The following is a 26156-nucleotide window of genomic DNA, read 5'->3' on the forward strand; positions in this document are numbered from 1 at the left end:
GGCAGAATGCGGAAACAGGGTGCTTAACACTGGGACAATCAGGCGAAACGTCTTGTACCTCTACATTGAGACACTGAAACAGAGACTGGATGCGATTAACCAGCTGCGTGTAGATCGCGCACTGGCTGCCATGGGGCCTGCTTTCCAGCAAGTCTACAGTCTGCTGCCAACATTATTGCATTACCATCATCCGCTGATGCCGGGCTACCTCGAAGGTAGCGTTCCGCATGGCGTCTGCCTTTACACGCCCGATGAAAATCAATTCCAGCTACTGCAGAACTTAGCGGGCGGACAACCGCTCGATCTCACCGCCGCCGTCGCGGGCGAACGTCCAATTACCGGCATTTACTCAATGGGCAGCACCTCGTCGGTTGGGCAAAACAGCATTTCCGACCTCGACATCTGGGTATGCCACCAATCGTGGCTGGATAATGAAGAGCGCCTCAATCTGCAGCGTAAGTGTACGCTGTTGCAGAAATGGTGTGTGTCGATGGGTGTGGAAGTCAGCTTCTTCCTGATTGACGAGAACCGTTTCCGCCATAACGAAAGCGGTAGCCTCGGCGGTGAAGACTGCGGTTCTACCCAACATATTTTGCTACTGGATGAGTTCTACCGTACCGCCGTGCGTATGGCGGGTAAACGCATCCTGTGGAATATGGTGCCTGGCGAAGAGGAGCACCATTACGACGATTACGTCATGTCGCTCTATTCACAAGGCGTACTGACGCCGAATGAGTGGCTGGATCTCGGCGGCCTTGGCACGCTGTCGGCGGAAGAGTATTTCGGTGCCAGCTTGTGGCAGCTGTATAAAAGTATCGACTCGCCGTATAAAGCGGTGCTGAAAACCCTGCTGCTGGAAGCCTACAGCTGGGAATATCCCGACACGCAGCTCTTGTCGATGGACATCAAGCAGCGCCTGCACGACGGCGAAATTGTCTCCTTCGGTCTCGATCCTTACTGCATGATGCTGGAGCGCGTGACGCGCTATCTCACCAGCGTTGATGACATGGCGCGCCTCGATTTAGTGCGTCGATGTTTCTATTTAAAAGTGTGTGAAAAGCTCTCGAGCGAAGATCACCATCATCAGCGCACCGGCTGGCGGCGCGAGATCTTATCGCAGCTGGTTAAAGAGTGGGGCTGGGATGAAGAGAAGTTAGCGGTACTGGATAACCGCGCGCAGTGGAAAATCGAACGGGTACGCGAAGCGCACAACGAGCTGCTGGATGCGATGATGCAGAGCTATCGCAACCTGATTCGCTTTGCGCGTCGCAACAATTTAAGCGTCAGCGCCAGCCCGCAGGATATCGGCGTGCTGACGCGTAAACTGTATGCCGCGTTCGAGGCGCTGCCGGGTAAAGTCACTTTAGTGAACCCGCAGATTTCGCCCGATCTCTCGGAAGAGAATCTTACCTTTATTCATGTCCCGGCGGGCCGCGCTAATCGCGCCGGTTGGTATCTGTATAACCAATCGCCGGACATGAGTTCCATCATCAGCCATCAGCCGCTGGAATATAATCGCTATCTGAACAAGCTGGTGGCGTGGGCGTGGTTTAACGGTTTGCTGACCAGTAAAACGCGTCTGCATATGAAGGGCAACGATCTGTGCGATCTGCCGCGTCTGCAGGAACTGGTTAACGATGTGTCGAGCCACTTCCCGCTGCGCGTGCCAGCACCGACGCCGAAAGCGCTCTACAGCCCGTGCGAAATTCGTCACTTAGCGATTATCGTTAACCTGGAACACGATCCTACCTCCGCATTCCGCAATCAGGTGGTGCATTTTGATTTCCGTAAGCTGGATGTGTTCAGCTTCGGTCAGCAGCAGCAATGTTTGATTGGCAGCATCGATCTGCTCTATCGCAACTCGTGGAATGAAGTGCGTACGCTGCACTTCAATGGTGAGCAGGCGATGATTGAGGCGCTGAAAACAATTCTCGGCAAAATGCATCAGGATGCTGCGCCGCCGGATACGGTGGAAGTATTCTGCTACAGCCAGCATCTGCGCGGTTTAATTCGTACTCGCGTGCAGCAGCTGGTTTCGGAATGCATTGAGCTGCGTCTGTCGAGCACGCGTCAGGAACCGGGCCGCTTTAAAGCGTTACGCATGGCGGGCCAAACCTGGGGCTTGTTCTTCGAACGCATGAGCGTGTCGGTGCAGAAGCTGGAAAACGCCGTGGAATTTTATGGCGCGATTTCTAACAACAAGCTGCATGGCTTGTCGATTAAAGTAGAATCGAACCAGACGCCGCTGCCACCGGTGGTGAACGGCTACGCCAGCGAAGGCATTATTCAGTTCTTCTTTGAAGATACTAATGACGATCGCGGCTTCAACATCTATATCCTCGACGAAACCAATCGCGTTGAGGTTTATCACCATTGCGAAGGCAGTAAAGAAGAGCTGGTGCGCGACGTGAGTCGATTCTATTCCTCGTCGCATGACCGTTTTACCTACGGTTCCAGCTTTATCAATTTTAACCTGCCGCAGTTCTACCAGATTGTGAACACTGGCGAACGTTTCCAGGTGATTCCTTTCCGCAGCCAAACGCTGACGCAGCTCTGCGCTACCCAGCCTGACAACGACAACGGCGACTTCCAGCCGCGCTACCAAATGCATTGATCCCGCCCGCGTTCGCGCGGCGGGATGCGCTGTTACTCTGACCTGCCGCAGGAAATGCGGCTATTTCCTGTTGCTTTTACAACGTCAACTGCGATGATAAGCAACCATGGCTTTAGGACAGAAGAGCAGACAGAATGATACGAGTGATGAGTCAGCTGGGTATGGCGCTGGCACTGGTCAGCCTGGTAGGCTGTGGCCTAAAAGGACCGCTGTATTTCCCGCCGAAAGATCAGCCAAACAAGCCGAAACAGCAGGTCACCGCGCAGCAGCAAAAAGCGGCTCAGGATGCTGATGTCGGTGGTTTGGTCACCAGCAAGCCTGGTTCGCAGGCCAACTAAACTCTATGAGTAATCCGGCGGAGCAGAAAATGCAGTTCTCAAAAATGCACGGTCTCGGCAACGACTTTATGGTTGTGGATGCTGTGACGCAAAACGTCTTTTTTTCGCCGGAACTGATTCGCCGCCTGGCGGACAGAAATCTGGGGATCGGTTTTGATCAGCTACTGATCGTTGAACCGCCTTACGATCCGGATCTCGATTTCCATTACCGCATTTTCAACGCCGATGGCAGCGAAGTCGCGCAGTGCGGCAACGGCGCACGCTGCTTTGCCCGCTTTGTGCGTCTGAAAGGTTTGACCAATAAAAGCGACATTCGTGTCAGCACGCAAACCGGCCGCATGGTGCTCAGCGTTACCAATGATGAGCTGGTGCGCGTCAATATGGGTCAACCCAACTTCGAACCGCAAAGCGTGCCGCTCCGCGCGAATAAAGCAGAGAACCTTTATTTGCAGCGGGTGGCCGAGCAAACCGTGATGTTTGGTGCGGTATCGATGGGCAATCCGCACTGCGTGATTCAGGTAGAAAGCGTGAAAACCGCGCCGGTGGAAACGCTGGGCCCAGAGCTGGAAAGCCACGAGCGATTCCCGGAGCGCGTCAATGTCGGCTTTATGGAAGTGGTCAATCGTGAACACATCCGTCTGCGCGTGTATGAACGTGGCGCAGGCGAAACCCAGGCATGCGGCAGCGGCGCCTGTGCGGCGGTCGCCTGCGGTGTTCAGCAGGGCATTCTGGCGGAAAATGTCCGCGTCGATTTGCCGGGCGGAACGCTGCACATTGCCTGGAAAGGGGAAGGGCAACCGCTGTTTATGACCGGTCCAGCCACACACGTCTACGATGGGTTTATTCATCTATGAAAAATGTCGAAGAGCAAACCGAAAGCGAGGTTTTGCTGGACGATCAATCGGTAAGCGCATTTCTGCGTCAAAACCCCGATTTTTTTATTCGCAATGCGCGCCAGGTTGAACAGATGATGGTGCCGCATCCGGTACGCGGCAGTGTTTCGCTGGTGGAGTGGCATATGGCGCGGCAGCGCAACCACATCCAGCAGTTAGAAGAGGAGATCACGCTGCTGATGGAGCAGGCTACCGCCAACCATCAGCTGTTTGATCGCCTGCTGGCGCTGCAAGGTCATCTCGCCGCCGCCGACAGCTTGCAAGAGATGCTAACGCGTCTGCACCGCTGGGCGCGCGAACTGGGTCTGGCCGGCGCACACGTACGCGTGTTCAATGACAAGTGGCACATCGGCGCACCCTCTGATTTCACCCAGCTCGGCTTGTCACGTCAGGCATTCGAACCGCTGCGCATTCAGCGCTTCGGCAATGAACATCACTATCTCGGCAGCCTGAACGGTCCGGAATTGCTACTGCTGTTGCCGCAGGCCAAAGCGATTGGCTCGGTAGCGATGTCGCTGATGGGCGAACGCGGCGAGCTGGGCATATTAATGTTCACCAGCCGCGATAATCAGCATTATCAGGCGGGCATGGGCACGCTGCTGCTGCAGCATCTGGCGCAAATGTTGCCGGATCTGCTGTCACGCTGGATTGAACGCGCATGAGTCACGTCAGTCCGCTGCTGCCGGCCGTGGATGGCTTTCTGCGTTATCTCAAGGTCGAACGCCAGCTGAGTCCGCTGACGCAAAAGAATTACCAACGGCAATTGCAGGCGATTATAGCAATGGCCGATGAGATGAAGCTGACGAGCTGGTCGCAGCTGGAACCGGCGCAGGTGCGCAGCCTGGCGGCACGCAGCCGGCGGGGCGGTTTAGGCGCCAGCAGTCTGGCGCTGCGCATGTCGGCGCTGCGCAGTTTTCTCGACTGGCAAGTGCATCAGGGCATGCTGAGCGCCAATCCCGCCAAAGGCATATCCACGCCGCGTAATGCGCGCCATCTGCCGAAAAACATGGATGTCGACGAAGTTAACCAACTGCTGGAGATCGATCTCAACGATCCGCTGGCGGTACGCGACCGCGCGATGCTGGAAACCATGTACGGCGGCGGTTTGCGTCTGTCTGAGCTGGTGAATATGGATTGTCGCCACATGGATTTGGAGGCAGGTGAAGTGCGGGTGCTGGGTAAAGGCAGCAAAGAGCGCCGCGTACCGATTGGCGGCACGGCGGTTACCTGGATTCAGCACTGGTTACCGCTGCGTGCTAGCTTTGCGCCGCAGGATGATGCGGTGTTTGTCTCCAGCCGCGGCAGCCGGATTTCGACGCGCAACGTGCAGAAGCGTTTTGCCGAATGGGGCATCAAGCAAGGCGTTGCCAGCCATATTCATCCGCATAAACTGCGCCACTCTTTTGCCACGCATTTGCTGGAATCAAGCGGCGATCTGCGCGCGGTACAGGAACTGCTCGGTCACGCCAATCTGGCGACCACGCAAATCTACACCCATCTGGATTTCCAGCATCTGGCGACGGTTTACGATGCGGCCCATCCGCGTGCCAAACGAGGAAAGTCTTAATGAAGTTTTATCGTCCGCTCGGCCCAATCAAAGCAATCACCTTTGATCTCGACGACACGCTGTATGACAACTATCCCGTCATCCGCAAAACCACTGCCGAATCGCACGCTGCGCTGCAGGCGTATCATCCGGCGCTGCGAGAATTCACCCCGGCGGATTATCAGGCGCTGCGCAATGAGTTGCTGGCGCGCGAGCCGGAAATTTATCACGACGTGTCTGAATGGCGTCGTCGCTCGGTGGAGCTGGCGTTGCTCAATGTCGGCTTATCCAAAGCGGAAGCCACCGCCGGTGCCAGCGACGTGATGAGCGTCTTCCATCAGTGGCGTAGTGAAGTCGATATGCCGGAAGAGACGCATCAAACGCTGACGTGGCTGGGTGAGCGCGTGCCGCTGGTGGCGATCACTAACGGCAATGCCTGTCCGGAAAAGCTCGGCATCCATCACCACTTCCAGTTCGCGCTGCGTGCCGGTCCGCACGGTCGCGCCAAGCCGTGGCAGGATATGTATCATCTGGCCGCTGAGCGTTTGAACATCGCACCGCAGCACATTCTGCACGTCGGCGACGATCTCACCACCGATGTGGCCGGTTCGCTGCTTGCCGGCATGCAAGCCTGCTGGATCAATCTACGTGAAGGCAATCTGATGAAGATTGACGATGCGCGTTTGCTGCCGCATGTTGAAATTGATCGGTTGGCATCTCTGACCTCGCTGCTATAATCCACACATGTAAATATATACAGCTCTATCCGCAGCAGTGTGGATTTGAGTTCATTTTCTTTCGCGAACGGTGCTTATGGACGTTTCTGATCTGCTTGACGGCTTGAATGACAAACAGCGCGAGGCGGTCGCCGCACCGCGCAGCAACCTGCTGGTGCTGGCCGGAGCAGGCAGTGGCAAAACCCGTGTGCTGGTGCATCGCATCGCCTGGCTGCTGTCGGTAGAGAACTGCTCGCCGTATTCGATTATGGCGGTGACCTTTACCAATAAAGCGGCGGCGGAAATGCGCCATCGTATCGATCAGCTGATCGGCACCAGCCAGGGCGGCATGTGGATTGGTACTTTCCACGGCCTGGCGCACCGTTTACTGCGCGCGCATCACCTTGATGCCGGCTTGCCGCAGGATTTCCAGATCCTCGACAGCGACGATCAGCTGCGTCTGCTGAAGCGCCTGATCAAAGCGATGAACCTTGATGAGAAACAGTGGCCTGCGCGTCAGGGCATGTGGTACATCAACGGCAAAAAAGATGAAGGCCTGAGGCCAAAACACATCGAAAGCTACGGCAATCCGGTTGAGCAAACCTGGCTGCGCATCTATCAGGCGTATCAGGAAGCCTGCGATCGCGCCGGATTAGTGGATTTCGCCGAGCTGCTGCTGCGCGCCCACGAACTCTGGCTTAACAAGCCGCATATCCTGAATCATTACCGCGAGCGTTTCAGCAACGTGCTGGTGGATGAATTCCAGGATACCAACAATATTCAGTACGCATGGATTCGCATGCTGGCGGGTGATAGCGGCCGCGTGATTATCGTCGGCGATGACGATCAGTCGATTTACGGCTGGCGCGGTGCGCAGGTGGAGAACATCCAGCGCTTCCTGCAGGATTTTCCCGGCGCGGAAACCATTCGCCTGGAGCAGAACTATCGCTCGACCAACAACATTCTGAAAGCGGCGAACACGCTGATCGCCAACAACAATGGCCGCCTCGGTAAAGAGCTGTGGACCGACGGCAGCGATGGTGAAAAGATCTCACTCTACTGCGCATTCAACGAGCTGGATGAAGCGCGCTTTGTGGTCAATCGCATCAAAAGCTGGCACGAGAACGGCAATGCGCTGCAGGATTGCGCCATTCTCTACCGCAGCAACGCCCAATCGCGCGTGCTGGAAGAGGCGCTGTTGCAAGGCAGCATGCCGTATCGCATTTATGGCGGCATGCGCTTCTTCGAGCGTCAGGAGATTAAAGATGCGCTGGCCTATCTGCGTTTAATGGCCAATCGCAACGACGATGCAGCCTTTGAGCGTGTGGTGAACACGCCGGTGCGCGGCGTCGGCGATCGTACCCTCGATGTGGTGCGCCAGACCGCGCGCGATCAGCAACTCACCTTGTGGCAGGCCACGCGCGAGCTGTTGCAGAACAAAGCCTTAGCCGGACGCGCCGCCTCAGCGCTACAACGCTTCTGCGAATTGGTCGATTCACTGGCCAGCGAAACCGCCGAGATGCCGCTGCATGTGCAAACCGATCGCGTGATTAAAGACTCCGGTTTATGGGTGATGTACGAGCAGGAGAAGGGCGAGAAAGGCCAGGCGCGTATTGAAAACCTTGAGGAACTGGTCACGGCAACGCGCCAGTTCAGCTATCAGGACGAAGACGAAGATTTGATGCCGCTGCAGGCATTCTTGTCACATGCGGCGCTGGAAGCAGGCGAAGGTCAGGCCGACAAATGGCAGGACGCGGTGCAGCTGATGACCATGCACTCGGCGAAAGGGCTGGAGTTCAGCCAGGTATTTATCGTCGGCATGGAAGAGGGCATGTTCCCGAGCCAGATGTCGCTGGATGAAGGCGGTCGTCTGGAAGAGGAGCGCCGTCTGGCTTACGTTGGCGTGACGCGTGCCATGGTCAAGCTGACGCTTACCTATGCTGAAAGCCGTCGTCTTTATGGTAAGGAAGTGTATCACCGTCCATCACGCTTCATCGGCGAGCTACCGGAAGAGTGCGTGGAAGAGGTGCGTTTGCGCGCCAGCGTCAGCCGTCCGGTGAGCCATCAGCGCATGGGCACGCCCATCGCGCAAAATGACAGCGGCTTCACGCTCGGCCAGCGCGTGCGTCATGCCAAGTTCGGTGAAGGCACCATCATCAATCTCGAAGGCAGCGGTGAACACAGCCGTTTGCAAGTGGCGTTTCAGGGCCAGGGCATCAAGTGGCTGGTGGCGGCTTACGCCCGTCTGGAAACGGTGTAGCGCGGTTGCGCTACCTTGACGACTTTTTCGTCTCAGCGTAACATGCGCGCACTATTATCATGAGAGGACAATGCCTTGGACGCGCCCAGTCGATGCTGGCTCAATCACCTGTTTAACAGGAACTCCTAAGGTTACCTCTTTTAGCTGGTAGCCTTAGCGGTTAACAGCGACCTCCCTTTTTTACTCTCGTCGCGTGAGTTAGCACTGATTTACCCTTGAAGCGAAAGTTTCCGTGTTCAGGCTTCGCCGTGCCCGTAATTTACAGTGGTCACCGCCTTGTCCCATTCCGAAAAAATGGGGAGTTATTGCTATGCTGAGCGCATTTAAACTCGATCGTAATCGCCTGACGCGCATCGAGCTGGAAGAAGATAACGACAAACTCAACACGTCTGTTTGGGTCGATCTGATCGAACCTGACGACAGCGAACGCGATCGCGTGCAATGCGAGCTCGGCCAGAGCCTGGCGACGCGTCCGGAGCTGGAAGACATCGAAGCCTCGGCGCGTTTCTTCGAAGACGAAGACGGCCTGCACATTCACTCCTTCTTCTTCTTTGAAGATGCCGAAGACCACGCTGGCAACTCCACCGTGGCATTCACCATCCGCGAAGATCGCCTGTATACGCTGCGCGAACGCGAACTGCCAGCTTTCCGTCTCTATCGCATGCGTGCGCGCAACCAGATGCTGACCGATGGCAACGCCTATGAGCTGCTGCTGGATCTGTTTGAGACCAAAATCGAACAGCTGGCGGATGAGATCGAGAACATCTATAGCGCGCTGGAGAAACTCAGCCGCGTGATAATGGAAGGCCAGCAGGGCGAAGAGTACGATCAGGCGCTGTCACGTCTGGCGGAGCTGGAAGATATCGGCTGGAAAGTGCGGTTATGTCTGATGGATACCCAGCGTGCCCTCAACTTCCTGGTGCGCAAAGCGCGTCTGCCGGGCAACCAGCTGGAGCAGGCGCGTGAAATCCTGCGCGATATCGAATCGCTGTTGCCGCATAACGAATCGCTGTTCCAGAAGGTCAACTTCCTGATGCAGGCGGCAATGGGCTTCATCAATATTGAGCAGAACCGCATCATCAAGATCTTCTCAGTGGTTTCGGTGGTATTCCTGCCGCCCACGCTGGTGGCATCCAGCTACGGCATGAACTTCGAGTTTATGCCGGAGCTGAAATGGAGCTTTGGTTATCCGGGCGCGATTAGCCTGATGATTCTCGCTGGCCTGGCGCCGTACCTCTATTTCAAACGCAAGAACTGGTTGTAACCGTTCTCAAGTCCAGGTCGTCATGAATGACGACCCTACAAAACCGCTCATGACAAATGTAGGGGCGCCATTTATAGCGACCTGGTAGATAAACTTAAATTTTCTGCGTAACCTGTTGGCTCTGCTCACTATCTGATTCTCTCCTATGGCGCGCTTCTCATTGCGACTTCAGTGGACACTGCTGCTGATTGCTTCGTTAGTGCTGGGGATTATCCTCCAGCTGTTCCATCTTCCTGCGGCCTTGCTGCTTGGCCCGATGATCGTCGGCACCTTTATGGGCTTGTCCGGCGCGACTGTTCGCATCGATAAACGTTTCTTCGTGCTGGCACAAGCGGTGCTCGGCTGCATGATTGGCCAGAGCTTATCGCCGGGCATTCTCACGCCGCTGATTCAGGATTGGCCGGTGGTGTTGGCGGTGCTGGTGCTGACGTTGGCGGCCAGCGGCCTGTCCGGTTTTCTGCTGGTACGCTTCAGTAGTTTGCCCGGCCCAACCGGCGCATGGGGATCGTCGCCCGGCGGCGCTTCGGCGATGGTGGCGATGGCCGGTGATTTCGGGGCGGATGTGCGGCTGGTGGCGTTTATGCAGTATCTGCGCGTGCTGTTTGTCGCCACCGCTGCGGCGGTGGTGGCGCGCATTGGCCTCGGCACCCACGGCGGTGCAGCTGATCTGGTATGGTTTCCCGCGCTGCACAGCAGCTTTCTGCTGACGCTGCTGGTGATGGTCGCCGGTGCGTGGCTCGGCCAGAGGCTGCGAATTCCTTCTGGTGCCTTGCTGCTACCCGCGCTGATCGGTGCGGTATTGCACGGCACCGATGTGGCGACTTTACAGGTTCCGGAATGGCTGCTGGCGCTAGCCTATGCACTGATTGGCTGGAGCGTGGGATTGCGTTTCACCCGACCGATTTTCAAACTTGCGCTGCGAACGCTGCCGCAAATGTTGCTGTCGATTTTTGGTTTGATGCTGTTGTGCGGCGGATTAGCCTGGATGCTAACGCGCGTGCTACACGTCGATCTGATGACCGCCTATCTGGCAACCAGCCCGGGTGGGCTGGATACCGTGGCGATTATTGCGGCCGGCACGCGCGTCGATATGGCTTTTGTCATGGCGCTGCAGACGCTGCGTCTGTTCACCATTCTGCTTACCGGTCCGGCGCTGGCGCGTTTTATTTCACGCTACGCGCATGCGCGCCCGAGCTGAGAACGCAACCGCATCAATAATGAACACGGCGAGCGCCAGCCAGATAAAGCCGAAGGTCACCATTTTATCCGGCGTCAGGCGCTCGCCGTAGAACAGCACCGCCAGCAGGAACATCAGCGTCGGACCCAGATACTGGAAGAAACCGACGGTCGATAAGCGCAGACGCGCGCAGGCGGCAGCAAAAAACATCAGCGGAATGGTGGTGATAATGCCCGCCGCGACCAGCTTGAGATTGAGGCTCATGGCGTTGGCGCTGAGATGGCTGGTGGCGCTATCGGCAAAACCAAACAGGTAAATCGCCGCCAGCGGGAATAGCCACAGCGTTTCGATCAACATGCCACTTTGCGCATCGACCTGAATTTTTTTGCGCACCAAACCGTACAAAGCAAAACTCAACGCCAGGCCAAGGCCGATAATCGGCAGCGATCCAAACTGCCACAGCTGCACCAGCACGCCGGTGGTCGCCAGCAGTACCGCCAGCCACTGCAAGCGGCGGAAGCGTTCGCGCAGGAACAGCATGCCAAACACCACATTAATCAGCGGGTTGATAAAGTAGCCGAGGCTGGCTTCCAGCATGTGCTGATTGTTCACTGCCCAGATAAACAGCAGCCAGTTGGCGCCAATGGTGATGGCGGTCAGCGCCAGCAGCAGCACCTTTTTCGGCTGAGCCAGTACGCTACGTACCTGCGCCCAGCTGCGCGTCAATGTGATCAACAACAGCATAAACAGTGCGGACCAAATCACGCGATGCGTCATGATCTCGGTAGCGGGCACCTCTTTGACCAGTTTGAAGTAGGCGGGGGCAATGCCCCAAATGAAGTAAGCGCCGAGCGCATAGCCAATACCCTGGCGAGTTTGTTGCGAATCCATCATGTCATTCCAAAAATACTGATTAGCCAATCATGTAGGTGGCGGTAGCGGTGGCGATGTAATCGCCTTGCTGGTTATGTAACTCCACGCGCGCCACAGCGACTTTGTTGCCGCCGCGCAGCAGGCTGCTGGTGGCGACAAAGCGCTCGCCACGGCCAGGGCGCAGATAATCCACGCGCATATCGATGGTGCCCATGCGCGACAGGCGCTGACGCAGCTCTTCCTCGGTAATGCTCTCCTGACGCGTCAGCGCATAGCTGATACACACCAGCCCGGCGGCGACATCGAGCACTGAAGCGATCACGCCGCCGTGCAGAATCTGCTGCGCCGCGTTGCCGACCAGCATGGTTTTATTGGCGAAGCCGAGTTCGGCGTAATCCGCTTCCAGTCGATCCAGCTCTAATCCGAGCGCCTGATTGAAGGGCATGTGATAAACAAAGATTTCGCCAATCAGACGACGCGCTTCCTGCTGTGTCAGCAACGGGGATGACATAATGCCTGCCTTAAAATGTTAACGAGTTGTGTATATTATGCCGCGTTCGAGCCGCTTTCCAGTTTCGGAAATCGGCGCTGATCAACCGCAGGTTTTGCGTGTAGAATGGCCTGCTTTTTGAACCGTCACTTGACGATTACGACACGCAGTTCTCTGGAGAATTCTATGCGTAAGCATTACGCCTTGCTGGCCGCGGCGCTGATCCTTCCTGGCCTGGCGCAGGCTGAAGAAGCCACGATAAAAGAGGTTCATGATGCACCGGCAGTGAAGGGCAGCATTATCGCTAACCTGCTGGAGAAACACGATAACCCGTTCGTGCTTTATCCTTACGAAAATAACTATCTGCTCTACACCTACACCAGCGACATGAACAAAGAGGCGATCTCTTCGTACAACTGGGCAGACAAAGCTAAAAATGATGAAGTAAAATTCCAGCTCAGCCTGGCGTTTCCGCTGTGGCGCGGCATTTTAGGCGATAACTCGGTGCTGGCGGCGTCCTATACTCAGCGCTCGTGGTGGCAGCTCTCGAACCGTGGTGCGTCATCACCGTTCCGTGAAACCGATTATGAGCCACAAATTTTCCTCGGCTGGGCCACCGATTACACCTTCGCAGGCTGGACCTTACGCGATGTGGAAACCGGCTTAGTGCATCAGTCGAACGGCCGCAGCGAGCCGACCTCACGCAGCTGGAACCGTGTTTACGCGCGCTTCATGGCACAGAACGGCAATCTGCTCGCAGAGATCAAACCCTGGTATCGTCTGCCTGAAAGTGAAAGCAATGACGATAACCCGGACATCACCAAATACATGGGTTACTACCGCGCCAAGCTCGGCTACATGATGGGCGAGAACATTTTCAGCGTGGAAGGTAACTACAACTGGAACAGCGGCTTTGGCGGTGCAACCTTCGCCTGGAGCTACCCAATCTCTGAACACGTGCGCTTTTACACGCAGGTCTTCAGCGGTTATGGTGAATCATTGATCGACTATAACCATCGCCAGACGCGCTTCGGCGTGGGCGTGACGCTCAACGATCTGTTCTAACCCGCAACAAAGACAGGATTACCGTGGCAACATCGGCAGTGCTTAATCAGGAAATGCTGGCGCAGCAGGTATTACAAGATACCTTCGGCTATCAGCAGTTCCGCCCAGGTCAGCAAAACATCATCGAAACCGCCCTGTCAGGACGCGATTGTCTGGTGGTGATGCCGACTGGCGGCGGCAAATCGCTGTGCTATCAAATCCCGGCGCTAGTGCGCGAAGGGCTGACGCTGGTGGTTTCACCGCTGATTTCACTGATGAAAGATCAGGTCGATCAGCTGCTGGCCAACGGCGTGGCTGCAGCGTGCCTCAACTCGACGCAGACGCGTGAGCAGCAGCAGCAGGTGTTTGCGGATTGTCGTACCGGCAAGCTCAAGCTGCTGTATATCGCGCCTGAACGTCTGATGATGGACAATTTCCTCGACAGCCTGCACCAGTGGAATCCGGTGATGCTGGCGGTGGATGAAGCGCACTGTATTTCGCAGTGGGGCCACGATTTCCGTCCGGAATATGGCTCGATCGGCCAGCTGCGTCAGCACTTCCCTGATTTGCCGGTCATGGCATTGACCGCCACCGCCGATGAAACCACGCGTAACGATATCGTCCATCTGCTGCAGATGGACGATCCGCTGATTCAAATCAGCAGCTTTGACCGCCCCAATATTCGCTACACGCTGGTGGAGAAATTCAAACCCACTGAGCAACTTCTGCGTTATGTGCAGGATCAGCGCGGCAAAAGCGGCATCATTTACTGTAACAGCCGCGCCAAAGTGGAAGACACCGCCGCGCGCCTGCAGAGCCGTGGTTTGAGCGTTGGCGCGTATCACGCCGGCATTGATAGCGCGCAGCGTGCCAGCGTGCAGGAAGCTTTTCAGCGTGACGATCTGCAAATCGTGGTCGCCACCGTGGCGTTCGGGATGGGCATTAACAAACCCAACGTGCGCTTTGTGGTGCACTTCGATATTCCGCGCAACATCGAATCCTATTATCAGGAAACCGGCCGCGCCGGGCGCGATGGCCTGCCTGCCGAAGCGATGATGCTATACGATCCGGCTGACATGGCGTGGTTGCGTAAATGTCTGGAAGAGAAAGTGCCCGGCCCGTTGCAGGATATAGAACGCCACAAACTCAACGCGATGGGCGCGTTTGCTGAAGCGCAAACCTGTCGTCGTCTGGTGTTGCTGAACTATTTCGGAGAAGGTCGCCAGCAACAGTGCGATAACTGCGATATCTGCCTCGATCCGCCGCGTCGCTACGACGGTTTGCTGGAGGCGCAAAAGGCGCTGTCGAGCATCTATCGTACCGGCCAACGCTTTGGGATGGGCTATATTGTTGAAGTTTTGCGCGGCGCCAGTAATCAGCGTATTCGCGACAACGGCCACGACAAACTGCCGGTGTACGGCTTAGGCCGCGAGCACAGCCACGAACACTGGATCAGCGTGCTGCGTCAGCTGATTCACCTCGGGATGGTAACGCAAAACATCGCCATGCATTCGGCGCTGCAACTCACCGAAGCGGCGCGTCCGGTATTACGTGCGGAAGTGCCGCTGATGCTGGCGGTGCCGCGTATCGTGACGGTGAAAACGCGCGGCAGCAGTTCGCCGAAAGTGCACAGCGGCAATTATGATCGCCAGCTGTTTGCCAAGCTGCGTAAGCTGCGCAAAGCAATTGCTGATGAAGAGAATATTCCGCCGTACGTGGTGTTTAACGATGCCACGCTGATTGAAATGGCAGAACAAATGCCGATTAGCGCGTCAGAAATGCTCAGCGTGAACGGCGTCGGTCATCGCAAACTGGAGCGTTTTGGTAAGCCGTTCCTGGTGATGATCAAAGAACATGTTGATGAAGGTTAAAGGAAAAAATTCATGCTGATGTTATTCGCCACTGTCGCGCTGGTGCATCTGGTTGCGCTGATGAGTCCCGGCCCGGACTTCTTCTTTGTGTCGCAAACGGCGGCAAGCCGCTCGCGCAAAGAGGCGATGATGGGCGTTCTGGGCATTACGTTGGGCATTGTGATCTGGGCCGGTGTGGCGCTGATGGGCCTGCATCTGATCCTGGAAAAAATGGCCTGGCTGCATGAAATCATTATGGTCGGCGGCGGATTGTATCTGCTGTGGATGGGCTGGCAGCTGATGCGCTCAGCGCGTCAACGTCACAAGCAGCCACAATCGGAAGCGCCGGTGGTTGAGCTGCCGAAAAAGGGCATGAGCTTCCTGAAAGGTTTCCTGACTAACCTGTCGAACCCAAAAGCGATCATCTACTTCGGTAGCGTATTCTCATTGTTTGTTGGTAACGACGTTGGCGCGATGGAGCGCTGGGGGTTGTTCCTGCTGATTATCGGAGAGACGTTCGCGTGGTTTACGCTGGTGGCGGCGATTTTCGCTATGCCGTGGATGCGTGATAAGTATCAGCGAATGGCGAAGTGGGTGGATGGTATGGCGGGCGTGTTATTCGCCGGTTTTGGCATTCACCTCATCATTTCACGTTAAGCCTGGTTTACTTGCCATTTCGGTACCGGGCAGTGCTCGCCCTCCTCATGTACGACGTGTACGCTCCGGGGGCTGCGCGCTGGCCGGCACCGAACTGGCTGCGCCACCGACGGCTTTGAAGTGGGTGCGATTTTCTTTTACGCCATTCTGCGTGCGCTGGCTAGCAGCGCGCCTACTGCCATAAACAATCCACCAAAGGTGCGGTTCAGCAGCTTCATCTGCTTCGGTCCTTTAATCCAGCCGGCGATACGCGTTGCCAGCGTGGCGTAACCAATCATTACGATGATATCGACCACAATGGTGGTCATGCCCAGCACCAGATATTGCATGAGCTGCGGCTGGTGCGGCTGAATAAACTGCGGGAACAGCGCAGCGAGAAACACGATGCTTTTCGGGTTGGTGAGGTTCACCAACACTGCACGCTTAAACAGGCGGCGACGCGGCATCGCTTTGGCAACGGCGTCAAGGTCGATGCCACCCGCGGAGCGCCACTGCTGAATGCCCAGCCATACCAGATAGGCTGCACCGGCCCACTTCAGGACTTCAAACGCCAGAATCGATTGGGAAAACAGCGCACCTAAACCGGCGCCGACCAGCACAATATGAATGGCCAGACCCAGCTGCAAGCCGGTAATCGATGCCGCTGCGCCGCGATAGCCGTGACTGATGCCGGTGCTCATGGTGTTGATCGCGCCGGAGCCGGGTGAAAGGCTGAGGATGGTTGTGGTCAGCAGATAGGTTAACCACCATTCAATGGTCATGTGTGACATTCCCTGAAGTTAGCGAAGTGTGACACAATACGACAGAAAATCGCCGCATGCTACGCAGCACAGGCGCGCAAATCACGTTTTTTCAGGGGGACGGATGCAGCAGCATAAACAGAGTTGGCTCGGACGTGAGCGAGGCTTTTCGGCCTTTGCCACCGGTCCGCTGCTCGACTTCTGGCGTCGCCGTGAAGAGTGTGAATTTACCGGCGTCGGCAACCTGAAGATTCGCTACGTCCGTTTCACCTCACCGCAACATCGCCGTGTCATTCTGGTCGTGCCTGGCCGCATTGAGAGCTACATCAAGTATCCCGAACTGGCTTACGACCTGTTCATGTGCGGCTACGATGTGGTGATTCTCGACCATCGCGGTCAGGGACGTTCCGAGCGTCTGCTGGAAGATTCGCATCGCGGCCATGTAGTGGAATTTGGCGACTACGTTGACGATCTGGAAACGCTGTATCTGAAAGAGATCGTGAGTCCACATTATCAGCAGCGCTACGTGCTGGCCCACTCGATGGGCGGCGCGATTTTAGCGCTGTTTCTGGCGCGTCAGCCGCAGGCGTTTCATGCTGCGGTGTTCTCCGCGCCGATGTTTGGCATTGTGCTGCCGCTGCCCGACTGGATGGCGCACCGCATTCTGGACTGGACCGAGAAACTGCCGGCGCTGCGTGAAGGTTACGCGCTGGGCACCGGGCGCTGGCGCGCCAATCCGTTTGGCATCAACCGCCTGACGCATAGCCGCGAACGTTATCGCCGTAACCTGCGTTTTTACGCCGACGATCCGGCAATTCGCGTCGGTGGCCCCACTTATCACTGGGTGCGCGAAGGCGTGCAGGCCGGGCGGGACATCTTCAATCAGGTAGCGAACATCACCACGCCGACCTTGCTGCTGCAGGCCAGTGAAGATGATGTGGTGGATAACCGCTCACAAAATCTATTTTGTACGGCGATGGCCGCAGCAGGACATCCCTGCGCGGGCAACGCGCCGTATGTGATCAAAGGAGCGCGTCATGAGATCTTGTTTGAAACAGACGCGATGCGTGCCGAAGCGCTAAACGCGGTGGTCGATTTCTTTGAACGCCACGCTTAATCAATTTTACTTTCCGATATCAACACCCGAGGTTTACATGTATCACATCGTCGCATCCGACCTGGATGGCACGCTGCTCTCTCCGGACCACCGCCTGACGCCGTTCGCGCGCACCACGCTGCAGGAACTGGTGGCGCGTGATATCCACTTTGTCTTTGCCACCGGCCGTCACTACATCGACGTCGGACAGATGCGCGATAAGCTCGGCATTCCGGCTTACATGATCACGTCTAATGGTGCACGCGTGCACAATGCCGCAGGTGAACTGGTGTTCAGCCACAATCTTGACGCCGACATCGCCAGCGATCTCTATGGCCTGCAATATCATGACGAGCATATCCTGACGCACGTCTATCGCGACGATGAGTGGTTCATGAGCCGTCATCGTCCGGATGAGCAGGACTATTTCCGTGAATCGGTGTTTAACTATCAGGTTTACCAGCCGGGCATGCTGCCGACTGATGGCATCAGCAAAGTGTTCTTCACCTGCGAAGATCCGGAGCGGTTGATTCCCATGGAGCAGGCGATTGAAGCGCGCTGGGGCGATCGCGTGAATGTCAGCTTCTCGCTGCCAACGTGTCTGGAAGTGATGGCGGGCGGCGTTTCCAAAGGTCACGCGCTGGAAGCGGTAGCGAAACAGCTCGGCCACTCGCTGAAAGCGTGCATCGCCTTTGGCGACGGCATGAATGATGTGGAGATGCTCAGCATGTCGGGCAAAGGCTGCATCATGCGCAATGCGCAGCAGCGTTTGAAAGATACCTTGCCGACGCTGGAAGTGATTGGCAGCAACGCGGATGACGCTGTGCCGCACACGCTGCGTAAACTTTTCCTCGCCTAGAAAAAAGGGCCGGTCATCACCGGCCCTTTTTAGTTATGCCAATTGTTTCTTGTGCTTGTGCTCACTGACCATGGTGAGCAGCAGCAGAATCACTGCCAGCACCGATCCGCCAATCATCACAATGAATCCGCCGTCCCAGCCGAAATAATCCACGGTGTAACCGACAATCGCACTCGCCGCGACCGATCCGCCGAGATAGCCAAACAGCCCGGTAAAGCCGGCTGCCGTTCCGGCCGCTTTTTTCGGTGCCAGTTCCAGCGCGTGCAAGCCAATCAGCATCACAGGACCGTAAATCAGGAAACCGATCACAATCATGCACAGCATGTCGATGCCTGGATTGCCTGGAGGATTCAGCCAGTACACCACGGTGGCGATGGTCACCAGCGTCATAAAGAACACGCCGGTTGCGCCACGGTTGCCGCGGAACACTTTGTCCGACATCCAGCCGCACAGCAGCGTGCCGGGAATACCGGCATATTCGTAAAAGAAGTAGGCCCACGAGGATTTATCCAGCGTGAAGTGCTTCACCTCTTTCAGGTAGGTCGGCGACCAGTCGAGAATGCCGTAACGCAGCAGGTATACAAACACGTTCGCCAGTGCGATGTACCACAGCAGCTTGTTGGGCAGAATGTACTGCATGAAAATCTGCTTCGCCGTCAGCTCCTGCTCGTGATCCTCGTTGTAATCCGGCGGATAATCATTTTTCCACGCTTCAATCGGCGGTAAACCGCAAGATTGTGGTGTGTCACGCATCAAGGCGAAGGCAATAATCGCGATGAGGATGGCGCCAAACGCCGGCATATACAGCGCGGCTTTCCAGTCGTTAAACCACGCCATGCCGAGCAGGAACAGCAGCGGAGGAATACCGCCACCGACGTTATGCGCGCAGTTCCACACCGACACAATTCCGCCGCGCTCTTTCTGCGACCACCAGTGCACCATGGTGCGCCCGCACGGCGGCCAGCCCATGCCCTGGAACCAGCCGCACAGGAACAGCAGCACAAACATCACCATGATGCTGGAGGTGGCCCACGGCACGAACCCCATCACCAACATTACCGCTGCGGCAAGGATCAATCCGGCGGGCAAAAACACGCGCGGATTCGAGCGGTCTGAGACCGAGCCCATAATGAATTTCGAGAAGCCGTAAGCGATGGAAATGCCCGATAGCGCAAAGCCGAGATCGCCGCGCGAGAAGCCTTGTTCCACCAGATAAGGCATTGCCAGCGCAAAGTTTTTACGCACCAAATAGTAGGCGGCATAGCCAAAAAATATTCCCAGGAAAATCTGCCAGCGCAGACGACGATAAAGCGGATCAACACGATCATCGGCCACTTGTGGGCGATGCGGTGCAGGTTTGAAAATACTCAACATGAGTGTGGCCCTCCAGGGCGCGATATAGTTATGAGTTCCCAGCAGGTTGGGGCAAAAACAGGCAGTAAAAATGGCAAAGCGAAGTTTCCATTTCGCGCAAAGGATAGTGATGGTCACGCGCAGTTACTGTGACATGTGACACATATGTTACAGTTTTATGACAATTGAGAGCGAAAAAAACCAGGAAATGTTGTATTTCGCGCATTTTTACCCGAGTGTAAAAATGAGGTTCGAAAATTATTCGTCGTTATTTTATCCACTTGTAAACCAGATAGTTCACCCCGATTTCGACAGTTTGTTTACACTAGCGCCACTGTTCATTTTGGGATCGTTACCGTGCCGTTACTGATCGTTACCACCATTCTGTGGGCCTTTTCCTTCAGTTTGATCGGAGAATACCTTGCTGGTCAGGTGGATTCCTGGTTCTCTGTTTTGATGCGTCTGGCGCTCGCCGCCATCGTTTTCCTGCCGTTCCTGCGCTGGCGCGGTTACCGTGCTTCCACCATCCTGCTGTATATGCTGGTGGGCATGCTGCAGCTTGGCATCATGTATTTATTAAGCTTTGAGGCTTATCTGTATCTCAGCGTGACCGAGTTCCTGCTGTTCACCGTGATGACGCCGCTGTATGTCACGCTGATCTACGATTTGCTCAGCCGACGTCCGCTGCGTATCGGCTATGCCTTCAGCGCGCTACTGGCGGTAATTGGTGCGGCGATTATTCGTTACGACAAAGTCAGCGACCATTTCTGGTTTGGCTTGCTGCTGGTACAGGCGGCAAACATCTGCTTCGCCATCGGCATGGTGGGCTACAAACGCCTGCAGGAAACTCGCCCGATGCCGCAGCACACCGCATTTTCGTGGTTCTATCTGGGCGCGGTGATGATCGCGGTGATCGCCTGGAGCTTGTGGGGCAATCCGAACAAACTGCCGACCACGTCGCTGCAGTGGGGCATTCTGGTGTGGCTGGGCGTGGCGGCTTCAGGTTTGGGCTACTTCATGTGGAACTACGGCGCTACGCAGGTGGATGCTGGCACGCTAGGTATTATGAACAACATGCATGTGCCAGCGGGCTTGCTGGTGAATCAGGCGATCTGGCAGGAGAAACCGCATTGGCCAAGTTTTCTCGCCGGTGCCGCCGTGATTTTCGCATCCCTTTATGTGCACAAACGCTGGGTATTAGGTAAGAAAAGCAACGCATAGGCTAAAAGGGAAGAGATAGCGCGGCAGAGGAGCAAAGCATCCGAGCCATGGATGGCGAGGCTGATCCACAAGGAAGTGGTTTCCCTTTGCGATCTGCCGCGCTATCCCTGACCCGGCTCGAACAAAGAAGCGATTAACCCTTCTTAGCCGGCGCCGGACGATGAATCATCGTCAAACCTTTCAGGAAATTACGCAGAATCTGGTCACCGCATTCGCGGAAATTCTTATGATCAGGGTTGCGGAAAATCGCGCCAACCTCAGCCTGTGAAATCTTGAAGTTCGCTTTCAGCAGCACATCAGGAATATCGGTGGTCTTCAGCTCAAAGGCGATACGCAATTTCTTCATGAAAATGTTGTTATTCATGCGGCGCTCAATCGAAGGCGCGGGCGCATCTTCACTCTTACCGCGACGGTAAAAAATCAGACCGTTAAGGAAATAGCCCATCAATACATCTGGCAGCTTGCGAAACGCGGCATCGTCATCTTTCTTCATCCACGCCTGCACGTCTTCCAGCGGCACTTCACTTCCCGCCAGGGCAAAAATCTCCACCACTTTGCTATCGCTCAAATCCAGCATATAGCGCACGCTGCGCAGAACATCGTTACTCATCATGGTGAAACTCTCTTGGTCGCGGGTTGAGGCGGCGCATTATAGAGCAGGCGGGGCAGGGATAACAGCGCGGGCGACCTTCGCCGCCCAACAACATCAGGATGAGGTGATTTGCAGTGAGCCGGGACGCGCGGCATCGCGCACGAAGGGCAGATGTTCACAGGCGTGCTGACGGGCAAACCGCACAAAGGCTTCCATTACCGGTTGACGCTGCTCGCCTTCGCGTACGGCGGCATACAAGCGGCTCCACAAACCATTGCCTAAGGTTTTGGTCACCACCAAACCCTGCTGCTCAAAATTCTCTACTACCCAATGTGGCAACGCGGCGATGCCCATGCGCGCCGACACCATCTGAATCAGCAGCAGCGTGTTATCGACGCTCTTCAAGGCTGGACTGACGCCCGCAGGCTGCAGGAAATGGCGCCACACATCCAAACGCTGACGCTGCACCGGATAAATCATCAGCACTTCATCGGCCATATCTTCCGGAGCAATGTGCTCAAGCTGCGCCAAAGGATGATCCGGTGCCATCACCAAACGCACTTCAAAATCGAACATCGGTGAATAAAACAATCCACTGCGCGGCAAAATATCGGAGGTCAACACCACATCCAGCTCGCCCTGTTGCAACGCGGGTTGCGGATCAAAGGTCACGCCGGATTTGAAATCCATCACCACCTGCGGCCAGCTCTGGCGGAAATTATTCAGCGCGGGCGTCAGCCACTGAATACAGCTGTGACACTCAATGGCGATACGTAACGTGGCCTGATGCGGCTCATGACACGCCTGCAAAGCCTGCTGAATCTGCGGTAAAACCTGCTCAGCCAACTGCAGCAAAATCTCTCCCTGCGGCGTAAAACGCAGCGGCTGGCTTTTACGCACAAACAGGCGAAAACCCAGCCGCTGCTCCAGATCGCTGAACTGGTGGGATAACGCCGATTGCGTCTGATGAAGCTGGGAGGCGGCGGCAGCTAACGAGCCGGTGTTCCGTAACGCCTGCAGCGTCCGCAGGTGTTTGAGTTCGATCATGAGAATCCTTCACATCGAGATTGAACAAATTGCGCTTGAGGAACATACAGTACCCGCAGATTATGGCGGTGTAAACATCTGGACGGCTAAACATCTCTGCCCCCTATTCAGTTAAGAATATCTGGAGAACAGAAAATGACCATTCTGAACCACACTCTCGGTTTCCCTCGCGTTGGATTGCGTCGTGAATTGAAAAAAGCACAGGAAAGCTATTGGGCAGGTAAAAGCTCACAGGAAGAGCTACTGGCGGTGGGGCGTGAACTGCGCGCCCGTCACTGGCAACAGCAGAAAGAGGCGGGCGTGGATCTGCTGCCAGTCGGCGATTTCGCCTGGTACGATCACGTGCTCACCACCAGCCTGCTGCTGGGTAACGTGCCAGCTCGTCACCAAAATCAGGATGGCTCGGTCGATCTCGACACGCTGTTCCGCCTTGGCCGTGGCCGCGCACCAAGCGGTGAACCGGCGGCAGCGGCGGAAATGACCAAATGGTTCAACACCAATTATCACTACATGGTGCCGGAATTCACTCAAGGGCAGCAGTTCAAACTGACCTGGACTCAGTTGCTGGATGAGGTTGATGAAGCGCTGGCGCTCGGGCACAAGATTAAACCGGTGCTGCTGGGTCCTGTTACCTATTTGTGGCTGGGTAAAGTGAAAGGTACGTCGTTCGACCGCCTGTCACTGCTCAAAGACATTCTGCCGGTTTACCAACAGGTGCTGGCTGAACTGAAAAAACGCGGCATCGAATGGGTACAAATCGATGAGCCAGCACTGGCGCTGGAGCTGCCGCAAGCGTGGCGCGATGCCTTCAAACCGGCTTACGACGCGCTGCAGGGCGAAAGCAAATTGCTGCTCACCACCTATTTCGACAGCATTGGTCAGAACCTCGACGTGATCAAAGTGCTGCCGGTGCAAGGTCTGCATGTTGACCTGGTCCACGGCAAAGACGACATCCAACAGGTGAACCAGCAGATTCCCGCGGATTGGCTGCTCTCCGTCGGCGTAATCAATGGCCGTAACGTCTGGCGTGCCGATCTCAGCAGCTGGTTTACGCGTCTGCAGCCGCTGGTGGGGCAGCGTCAACAATTGTGGATTGGATCATCCTGCTCGCTGCTGCACAGCCCAATCGACTTAAGTGTGGAAACGCGCCTCGATGAGGAAGTGAAAAGCTGGTTCGCCTTTGCTCTGCAGAAGTGCGCTGAGCTTGCACTGCTGAGTCATGCGCTGAACAACAACGATGCCGCTTCGCTGGTTGAGTGGAGCGCACCGATTCGTGCGCGTGCCAACTCCACGCGCGTTCACAATGCCGCAGTCGGTGAGCGTCTGGCGAAAATTCAGGCCAGAGACGTTGAACGTGCCAGCAGCTATACCGAGCGTGCCAAAGCGCAGCGTCACCGCTTTAACCTGCCAGCGTGGCCGACCACCACCATAGGTTCATTCCCGCAAACCACCGAAATTCGAGGCCTGCGCCTCGACTTTAAAAAAGGCAACATTGATGGTGGAAACTATCGCACTGGCATCGCCGAACACATCAAACAGGCGATTGTGGAGCAGGAACGTTTGGGCCTCGACGTGCTGGTGCATGGCGAAGCAGAACGTAACGACATGGTGGAATACTTCGGCGAAAACCTCGACGGCTTCGTGTTCACCCAAAACGGCTGGGTACAGAGCTACGGCTCACGCTGCGTTAAACCACCGATCATCATCGGCGACGTAAGCCGTCCGCAAGCCATCACCGTTGAGTGGGCGAAGTACGCGCAGTCGCTGACCGACAAACCGGTGAAAGGCATGCTGACCGGTCCAGTGACGATTCTCTGCTGGTCGTTCCCGCGTGAAGATGTAAGCCGTGAAACCATCGCTAAACAGATTGCGCTGGCGCTGCGTGACGAAGTGGAAGATCTGGAAAAAGCCGGTATTGGCATTATTCAGATTGATGAACCGGCACTGCGCGAAGGCCTGCCGCTGCATCAGTCCGATTGGGCGGCGTACCTGACCTGGGCGGTGGATGCGTTCCGTCTCAATGCCGCCGTGGCGCAGAATGAAACCCAGATCCATACCCACATGTGTTACTGCGAGTTCAATGACATCATGGACTCGATTGCCGCGCTGGATGCGGATGTTATCACCATCGAAACCTCACGTTCCGATATGGATCTGCTGGATACCTTTAAGGAGTTCGACTATCCCAACGAAATCGGTCCGGGCGTGTATGACATTCACTCACCAAACGTGCCGAGCGTGGAGTGGATGGAAGAGTTGCTGCGTAAAGCTGCGCAGAGCATCCCGGCAGAGCGTCTGTGGGTTAACCCGGATTGTGGCCTAAAAACGCGTGGCTGGACGGAAACCCGTCAGGCGCTGGCGAACATGGTAAAAGCGGCGCAAAACCTGCGGGGTGAAACGGCTTAGTCGCTGTAAATGAGATTGGGGCGCAAATGCGCCCCCTATTATTACGCGTTTCGCGCTACGCCATACTGCGCGAACCACGCCAGCATGCGTTGCCAGCCATCTTTGGCGGAATCGGCGTGATAACTGGCACGATAATCCGCATTGAAAGCATGTCCTGCATCCGGATACACCACGATTTCCGCCTTGGCATTGGCGGCATGCAGCGCCTGACGCATCTTATCAATGCTCTCCAGCGGGATGCTCTCATCCTGACCACCGTAAAGGCCCAGCACCGGTGCGTTGAGATCCACCGCGATATCGATCGGATGCTTCTGCTGCTTCAGCGTCTTCTCACCGTCTAAGCGTCCATACCACGCCACCGCTGCACGCACCTGCGGATTGTGCGCGGCAAACAGCCAGCTAATACGTCCGCCCCAGCAGAAACCGGTAATCGCCAGGCGACGGATATCACCATCGTGGCGCGTGGCCCAGTTGGCCACATGATCGAGATCGGACAACACTTGCGAATCCGGAACTTTACTCACCAGCTCTTTAAACAGCGTGGGAATGTCGTGGTAATCGTTGGGATCGCCCTCGCGGAAATAGAGTTCCGGAGCGATGGCCAGATAACCTTCCAGCGCCAGACGGCGGCAGACATCGCGGATATGCTCGTGCACGCCGAAAATCTCCTGCACCACCAACACAACCGGCAAGGTGCCTTGATACTCTTTTGGTCGGGCGTAATAGGCAGGCAGGTTTTCGCCCTGGCTCGCAACTGAGGTCTCGCCAGCATGAATCGCGTCGCTGCCGGTAATAATGGTGCTGCTTGCGGTGGGCTGAACGGCCGGTGCAAAGCCGCCGGGTGCCGTTTTTTGTGCCATATTGTCTTCGGTTTTCATTGTTCTCTCCGTGCTAGCAAATGCGCAATCACGTAACTATAGCCTGGCGAAGTGAAGCAAGGCTGGCGTAGGGTACAGAGGGATTTTTTCACGTGTGCTGCTTCTCTATTAACATTGCCACCAACACTTACACAGCACCGCTTGTAGCAATTCAGAATTGCACAGCGTGAATGTGTGATTTATGTCACATAATGTTTTTCTGATAATGTAAGTTTCATTATCGATGGTGAATTGAGTCACAT

The 26156-nt window shown here is 56.0% G+C and carries 23 protein-coding genes; 16 read left to right on the plus strand and 7 right to left on the minus strand.

Annotation, left to right across the window (positions count from 1 at the left end):
* Nucleotides 1–52: 52 nt before the first annotated feature.
* The 9 genes from DEU53_RS17780 to DEU53_RS17820 all read left to right on the plus strand — a co-directional run bounded on the left by DEU53_RS17780 (nucleotide 53) and on the right by DEU53_RS17820 (nucleotide 10829).
* Nucleotides 53–2614, plus strand: coding sequence for a class I adenylate cyclase (locus DEU53_RS17780; RefSeq protein ID WP_101763758.1), 2562 nt, complete (start codon nucleotides 53–55; stop codon nucleotides 2612–2614).
* Nucleotides 2615–2748: 134 nt separating this feature from the next.
* A complete protein-coding gene (locus DEU53_RS17785) occupies nucleotides 2749–2952 on the plus strand; it encodes a lipoprotein (RefSeq protein ID WP_101763757.1) in 204 nt (67 codons plus the stop codon).
* Nucleotides 2953–2981: 29 nt separating this feature from the next.
* Complete coding sequence (dapF, locus tag DEU53_RS17790; protein WP_110867946.1) at nucleotides 2982–3806, plus strand: diaminopimelate epimerase; 825 nt, start codon at nucleotides 2982–2984, stop codon at nucleotides 3804–3806.
* Nucleotides 3803–4507, plus strand: coding sequence for a DUF484 domain-containing protein (locus tag DEU53_RS17795; RefSeq protein ID WP_101763756.1), 705 nt, complete (start codon nucleotides 3803–3805; stop codon nucleotides 4505–4507). Before dapF ends, DEU53_RS17795 begins: the two co-directional genes overlap by 4 nt.
* Nucleotides 4504–5412 (plus strand): tyrosine recombinase XerC, encoded by a 909-nt coding sequence (gene xerC, locus DEU53_RS17800; RefSeq protein WP_110867922.1) that lies wholly within the window; start codon nucleotides 4504–4506, stop codon nucleotides 5410–5412. The genes DEU53_RS17795 and xerC overlap by 4 nt, the downstream gene beginning before the upstream one ends.
* The gene (gene yigB, locus DEU53_RS17805) at nucleotides 5412–6128 is read left to right on the plus strand and encodes a 5-amino-6-(5-phospho-D-ribitylamino)uracil phosphatase YigB (protein WP_110867923.1); all 717 of its coding nucleotides are present in this window, start codon (nucleotides 5412–5414) and stop codon (nucleotides 6126–6128) included. The genes xerC and yigB overlap by 1 nt, the downstream gene beginning before the upstream one ends.
* A 76-nt stretch (nucleotides 6129–6204) precedes the next feature.
* On the plus strand, nucleotides 6205–8367 hold the full coding sequence (uvrD, locus tag DEU53_RS17810) for a DNA helicase II (protein ID WP_101763753.1): 2163 nt from the start codon (nucleotides 6205–6207) through the stop codon (nucleotides 8365–8367).
* A 310-nt stretch (nucleotides 8368–8677) separates the two neighbouring features.
* Nucleotides 8678–9631 carry a magnesium/cobalt transporter CorA gene (corA, locus tag DEU53_RS17815; protein ID WP_008105777.1) on the plus strand — a complete coding sequence of 318 codons (954 nt, stop codon included), beginning with the start codon at nucleotides 8678–8680 and terminating at the stop codon, nucleotides 9629–9631.
* Between the two features lie 145 nt (nucleotides 9632–9776).
* Nucleotides 9777–10829, plus strand: a complete 1053-nt coding sequence (locus DEU53_RS17820) for an AbrB family transcriptional regulator (RefSeq protein ID WP_101763752.1) — start codon at nucleotides 9777–9779, stop codon at nucleotides 10827–10829.
* On the opposite strand, the gene rarD is transcribed toward DEU53_RS17820, so the two are convergent.
* Together rarD and DEU53_RS17830 are read right to left on the minus strand one after the other, a co-directional pair.
* Nucleotides 10800–11699, minus strand: a complete 900-nt coding sequence (gene rarD / locus DEU53_RS17825) for an EamA family transporter RarD (RefSeq protein WP_110867924.1) — start codon at nucleotides 11697–11699, stop codon at nucleotides 10800–10802. The two genes, DEU53_RS17820 and rarD, sit on opposite strands and share 30 nt — an antisense overlap.
* A gap of 22 nt (nucleotides 11700–11721) precedes the next feature.
* Nucleotides 11722–12192 (minus strand): thioesterase family protein, encoded by a 471-nt coding sequence (locus DEU53_RS17830; RefSeq protein WP_110867925.1) that lies wholly within the window; start codon nucleotides 12190–12192, stop codon nucleotides 11722–11724.
* A 165-nt stretch (nucleotides 12193–12357) separates the two neighbouring features.
* Here DEU53_RS17830 and pldA point away from each other — a divergent pair, with 165 nt between their 5' ends.
* The 3 genes from pldA to rhtC are packed head-to-tail and all read left to right on the plus strand — an operon-like array spanning nucleotide 12358 to nucleotide 15722.
* Entirely contained in the window at nucleotides 12358–13236 is an 879-nt protein-coding gene (pldA, locus tag DEU53_RS17835) for a phospholipase A (protein ID WP_101763749.1), read from the plus strand.
* A 23-nt stretch (nucleotides 13237–13259) separates the two neighbouring features.
* A complete protein-coding gene (gene recQ, locus DEU53_RS17840; protein ID WP_101763748.1) occupies nucleotides 13260–15086 on the plus strand; it encodes an ATP-dependent DNA helicase RecQ in 1827 nt (608 codons plus the stop codon).
* Between the two features lie 12 nt (nucleotides 15087–15098).
* On the plus strand, nucleotides 15099–15722 hold the full coding sequence (gene rhtC / locus DEU53_RS17845; protein WP_110867926.1) for a threonine export protein RhtC: 624 nt from the start codon (nucleotides 15099–15101) through the stop codon (nucleotides 15720–15722).
* A 137-nt stretch (nucleotides 15723–15859) separates the two neighbouring features.
* On the opposite strand, the gene rhtB is transcribed toward rhtC, so the two are convergent.
* Nucleotides 15860–16483: a homoserine/homoserine lactone efflux protein gene (rhtB, locus tag DEU53_RS17855; protein ID WP_110867928.1), complete on the minus strand. Its 624-nt coding sequence runs from the start codon at nucleotides 16481–16483 to the stop codon at nucleotides 15860–15862.
* A gap of 103 nt (nucleotides 16484–16586) precedes the next feature.
* On the opposite strand from rhtB, the gene pldB reads away from it, so the two are divergent.
* Both pldB and yigL read left to right on the plus strand, forming a co-directional pair.
* Nucleotides 16587–17579: a lysophospholipase L2 gene (pldB, locus tag DEU53_RS17860; protein ID WP_101763745.1), complete on the plus strand. Its 993-nt coding sequence runs from the start codon at nucleotides 16587–16589 to the stop codon at nucleotides 17577–17579.
* A 37-nt stretch (nucleotides 17580–17616) separates the two neighbouring features.
* Entirely contained in the window at nucleotides 17617–18417 is an 801-nt protein-coding gene (gene yigL, locus DEU53_RS17865; protein WP_101763744.1) for a sugar/pyridoxal phosphate phosphatase YigL, read from the plus strand.
* A 33-nt stretch (nucleotides 18418–18450) separates the two neighbouring features.
* Here yigL and glpT read toward each other — a convergent pair whose 3' ends face one another.
* Nucleotides 18451–19791, minus strand: coding sequence for a glycerol-3-phosphate transporter (gene glpT, locus DEU53_RS17870; protein ID WP_110867929.1), 1341 nt, complete (start codon nucleotides 19789–19791; stop codon nucleotides 18451–18453).
* A gap of 336 nt (nucleotides 19792–20127) precedes the next feature.
* On the opposite strand from glpT, the gene DEU53_RS17875 reads away from it, so the two are divergent.
* Entirely contained in the window at nucleotides 20128–20991 is an 864-nt protein-coding gene (locus tag DEU53_RS17875; RefSeq protein WP_110867930.1) for a carboxylate/amino acid/amine transporter, read from the plus strand.
* 133 nt (nucleotides 20992–21124) lie between these two features.
* On the opposite strand, the gene DEU53_RS17880 is transcribed toward DEU53_RS17875, so the two are convergent.
* On the minus strand, nucleotides 21125–21604 hold the full coding sequence (locus tag DEU53_RS17880; RefSeq protein WP_110867931.1) for a DUF1456 family protein: 480 nt from the start codon (nucleotides 21602–21604) through the stop codon (nucleotides 21125–21127).
* 93 nt (nucleotides 21605–21697) lie between these two features.
* On the minus strand, nucleotides 21698–22630 hold the full coding sequence (gene metR, locus DEU53_RS17885) for an HTH-type transcriptional regulator MetR (protein ID WP_110867932.1): 933 nt from the start codon (nucleotides 22628–22630) through the stop codon (nucleotides 21698–21700).
* 135 nt (nucleotides 22631–22765) lie between these two features.
* On the opposite strand from metR, the gene metE reads away from it, so the two are divergent.
* Nucleotides 22766–25036, plus strand: a complete 2271-nt coding sequence (metE, locus tag DEU53_RS17890; protein WP_110867933.1) for a 5-methyltetrahydropteroyltriglutamate--homocysteine S-methyltransferase — start codon at nucleotides 22766–22768, stop codon at nucleotides 25034–25036.
* Between the two features lie 41 nt (nucleotides 25037–25077).
* Here metE and DEU53_RS17895 read toward each other — a convergent pair whose 3' ends face one another.
* Nucleotides 25078–25914: a dienelactone hydrolase family protein gene (locus DEU53_RS17895; protein ID WP_110867934.1), complete on the minus strand. Its 837-nt coding sequence runs from the start codon at nucleotides 25912–25914 to the stop codon at nucleotides 25078–25080.
* Between the last annotated feature and the right edge of the window lie 242 nt (nucleotides 25915–26156).

Origin of the sequence: Pantoea sp. AG1095, from assembly GCF_003208415.1 — a bacterium.
GTDB classification, from domain to species: domain Bacteria; phylum Pseudomonadota; class Gammaproteobacteria; order Enterobacterales; family Enterobacteriaceae; genus Pantoea; species Pantoea leporis.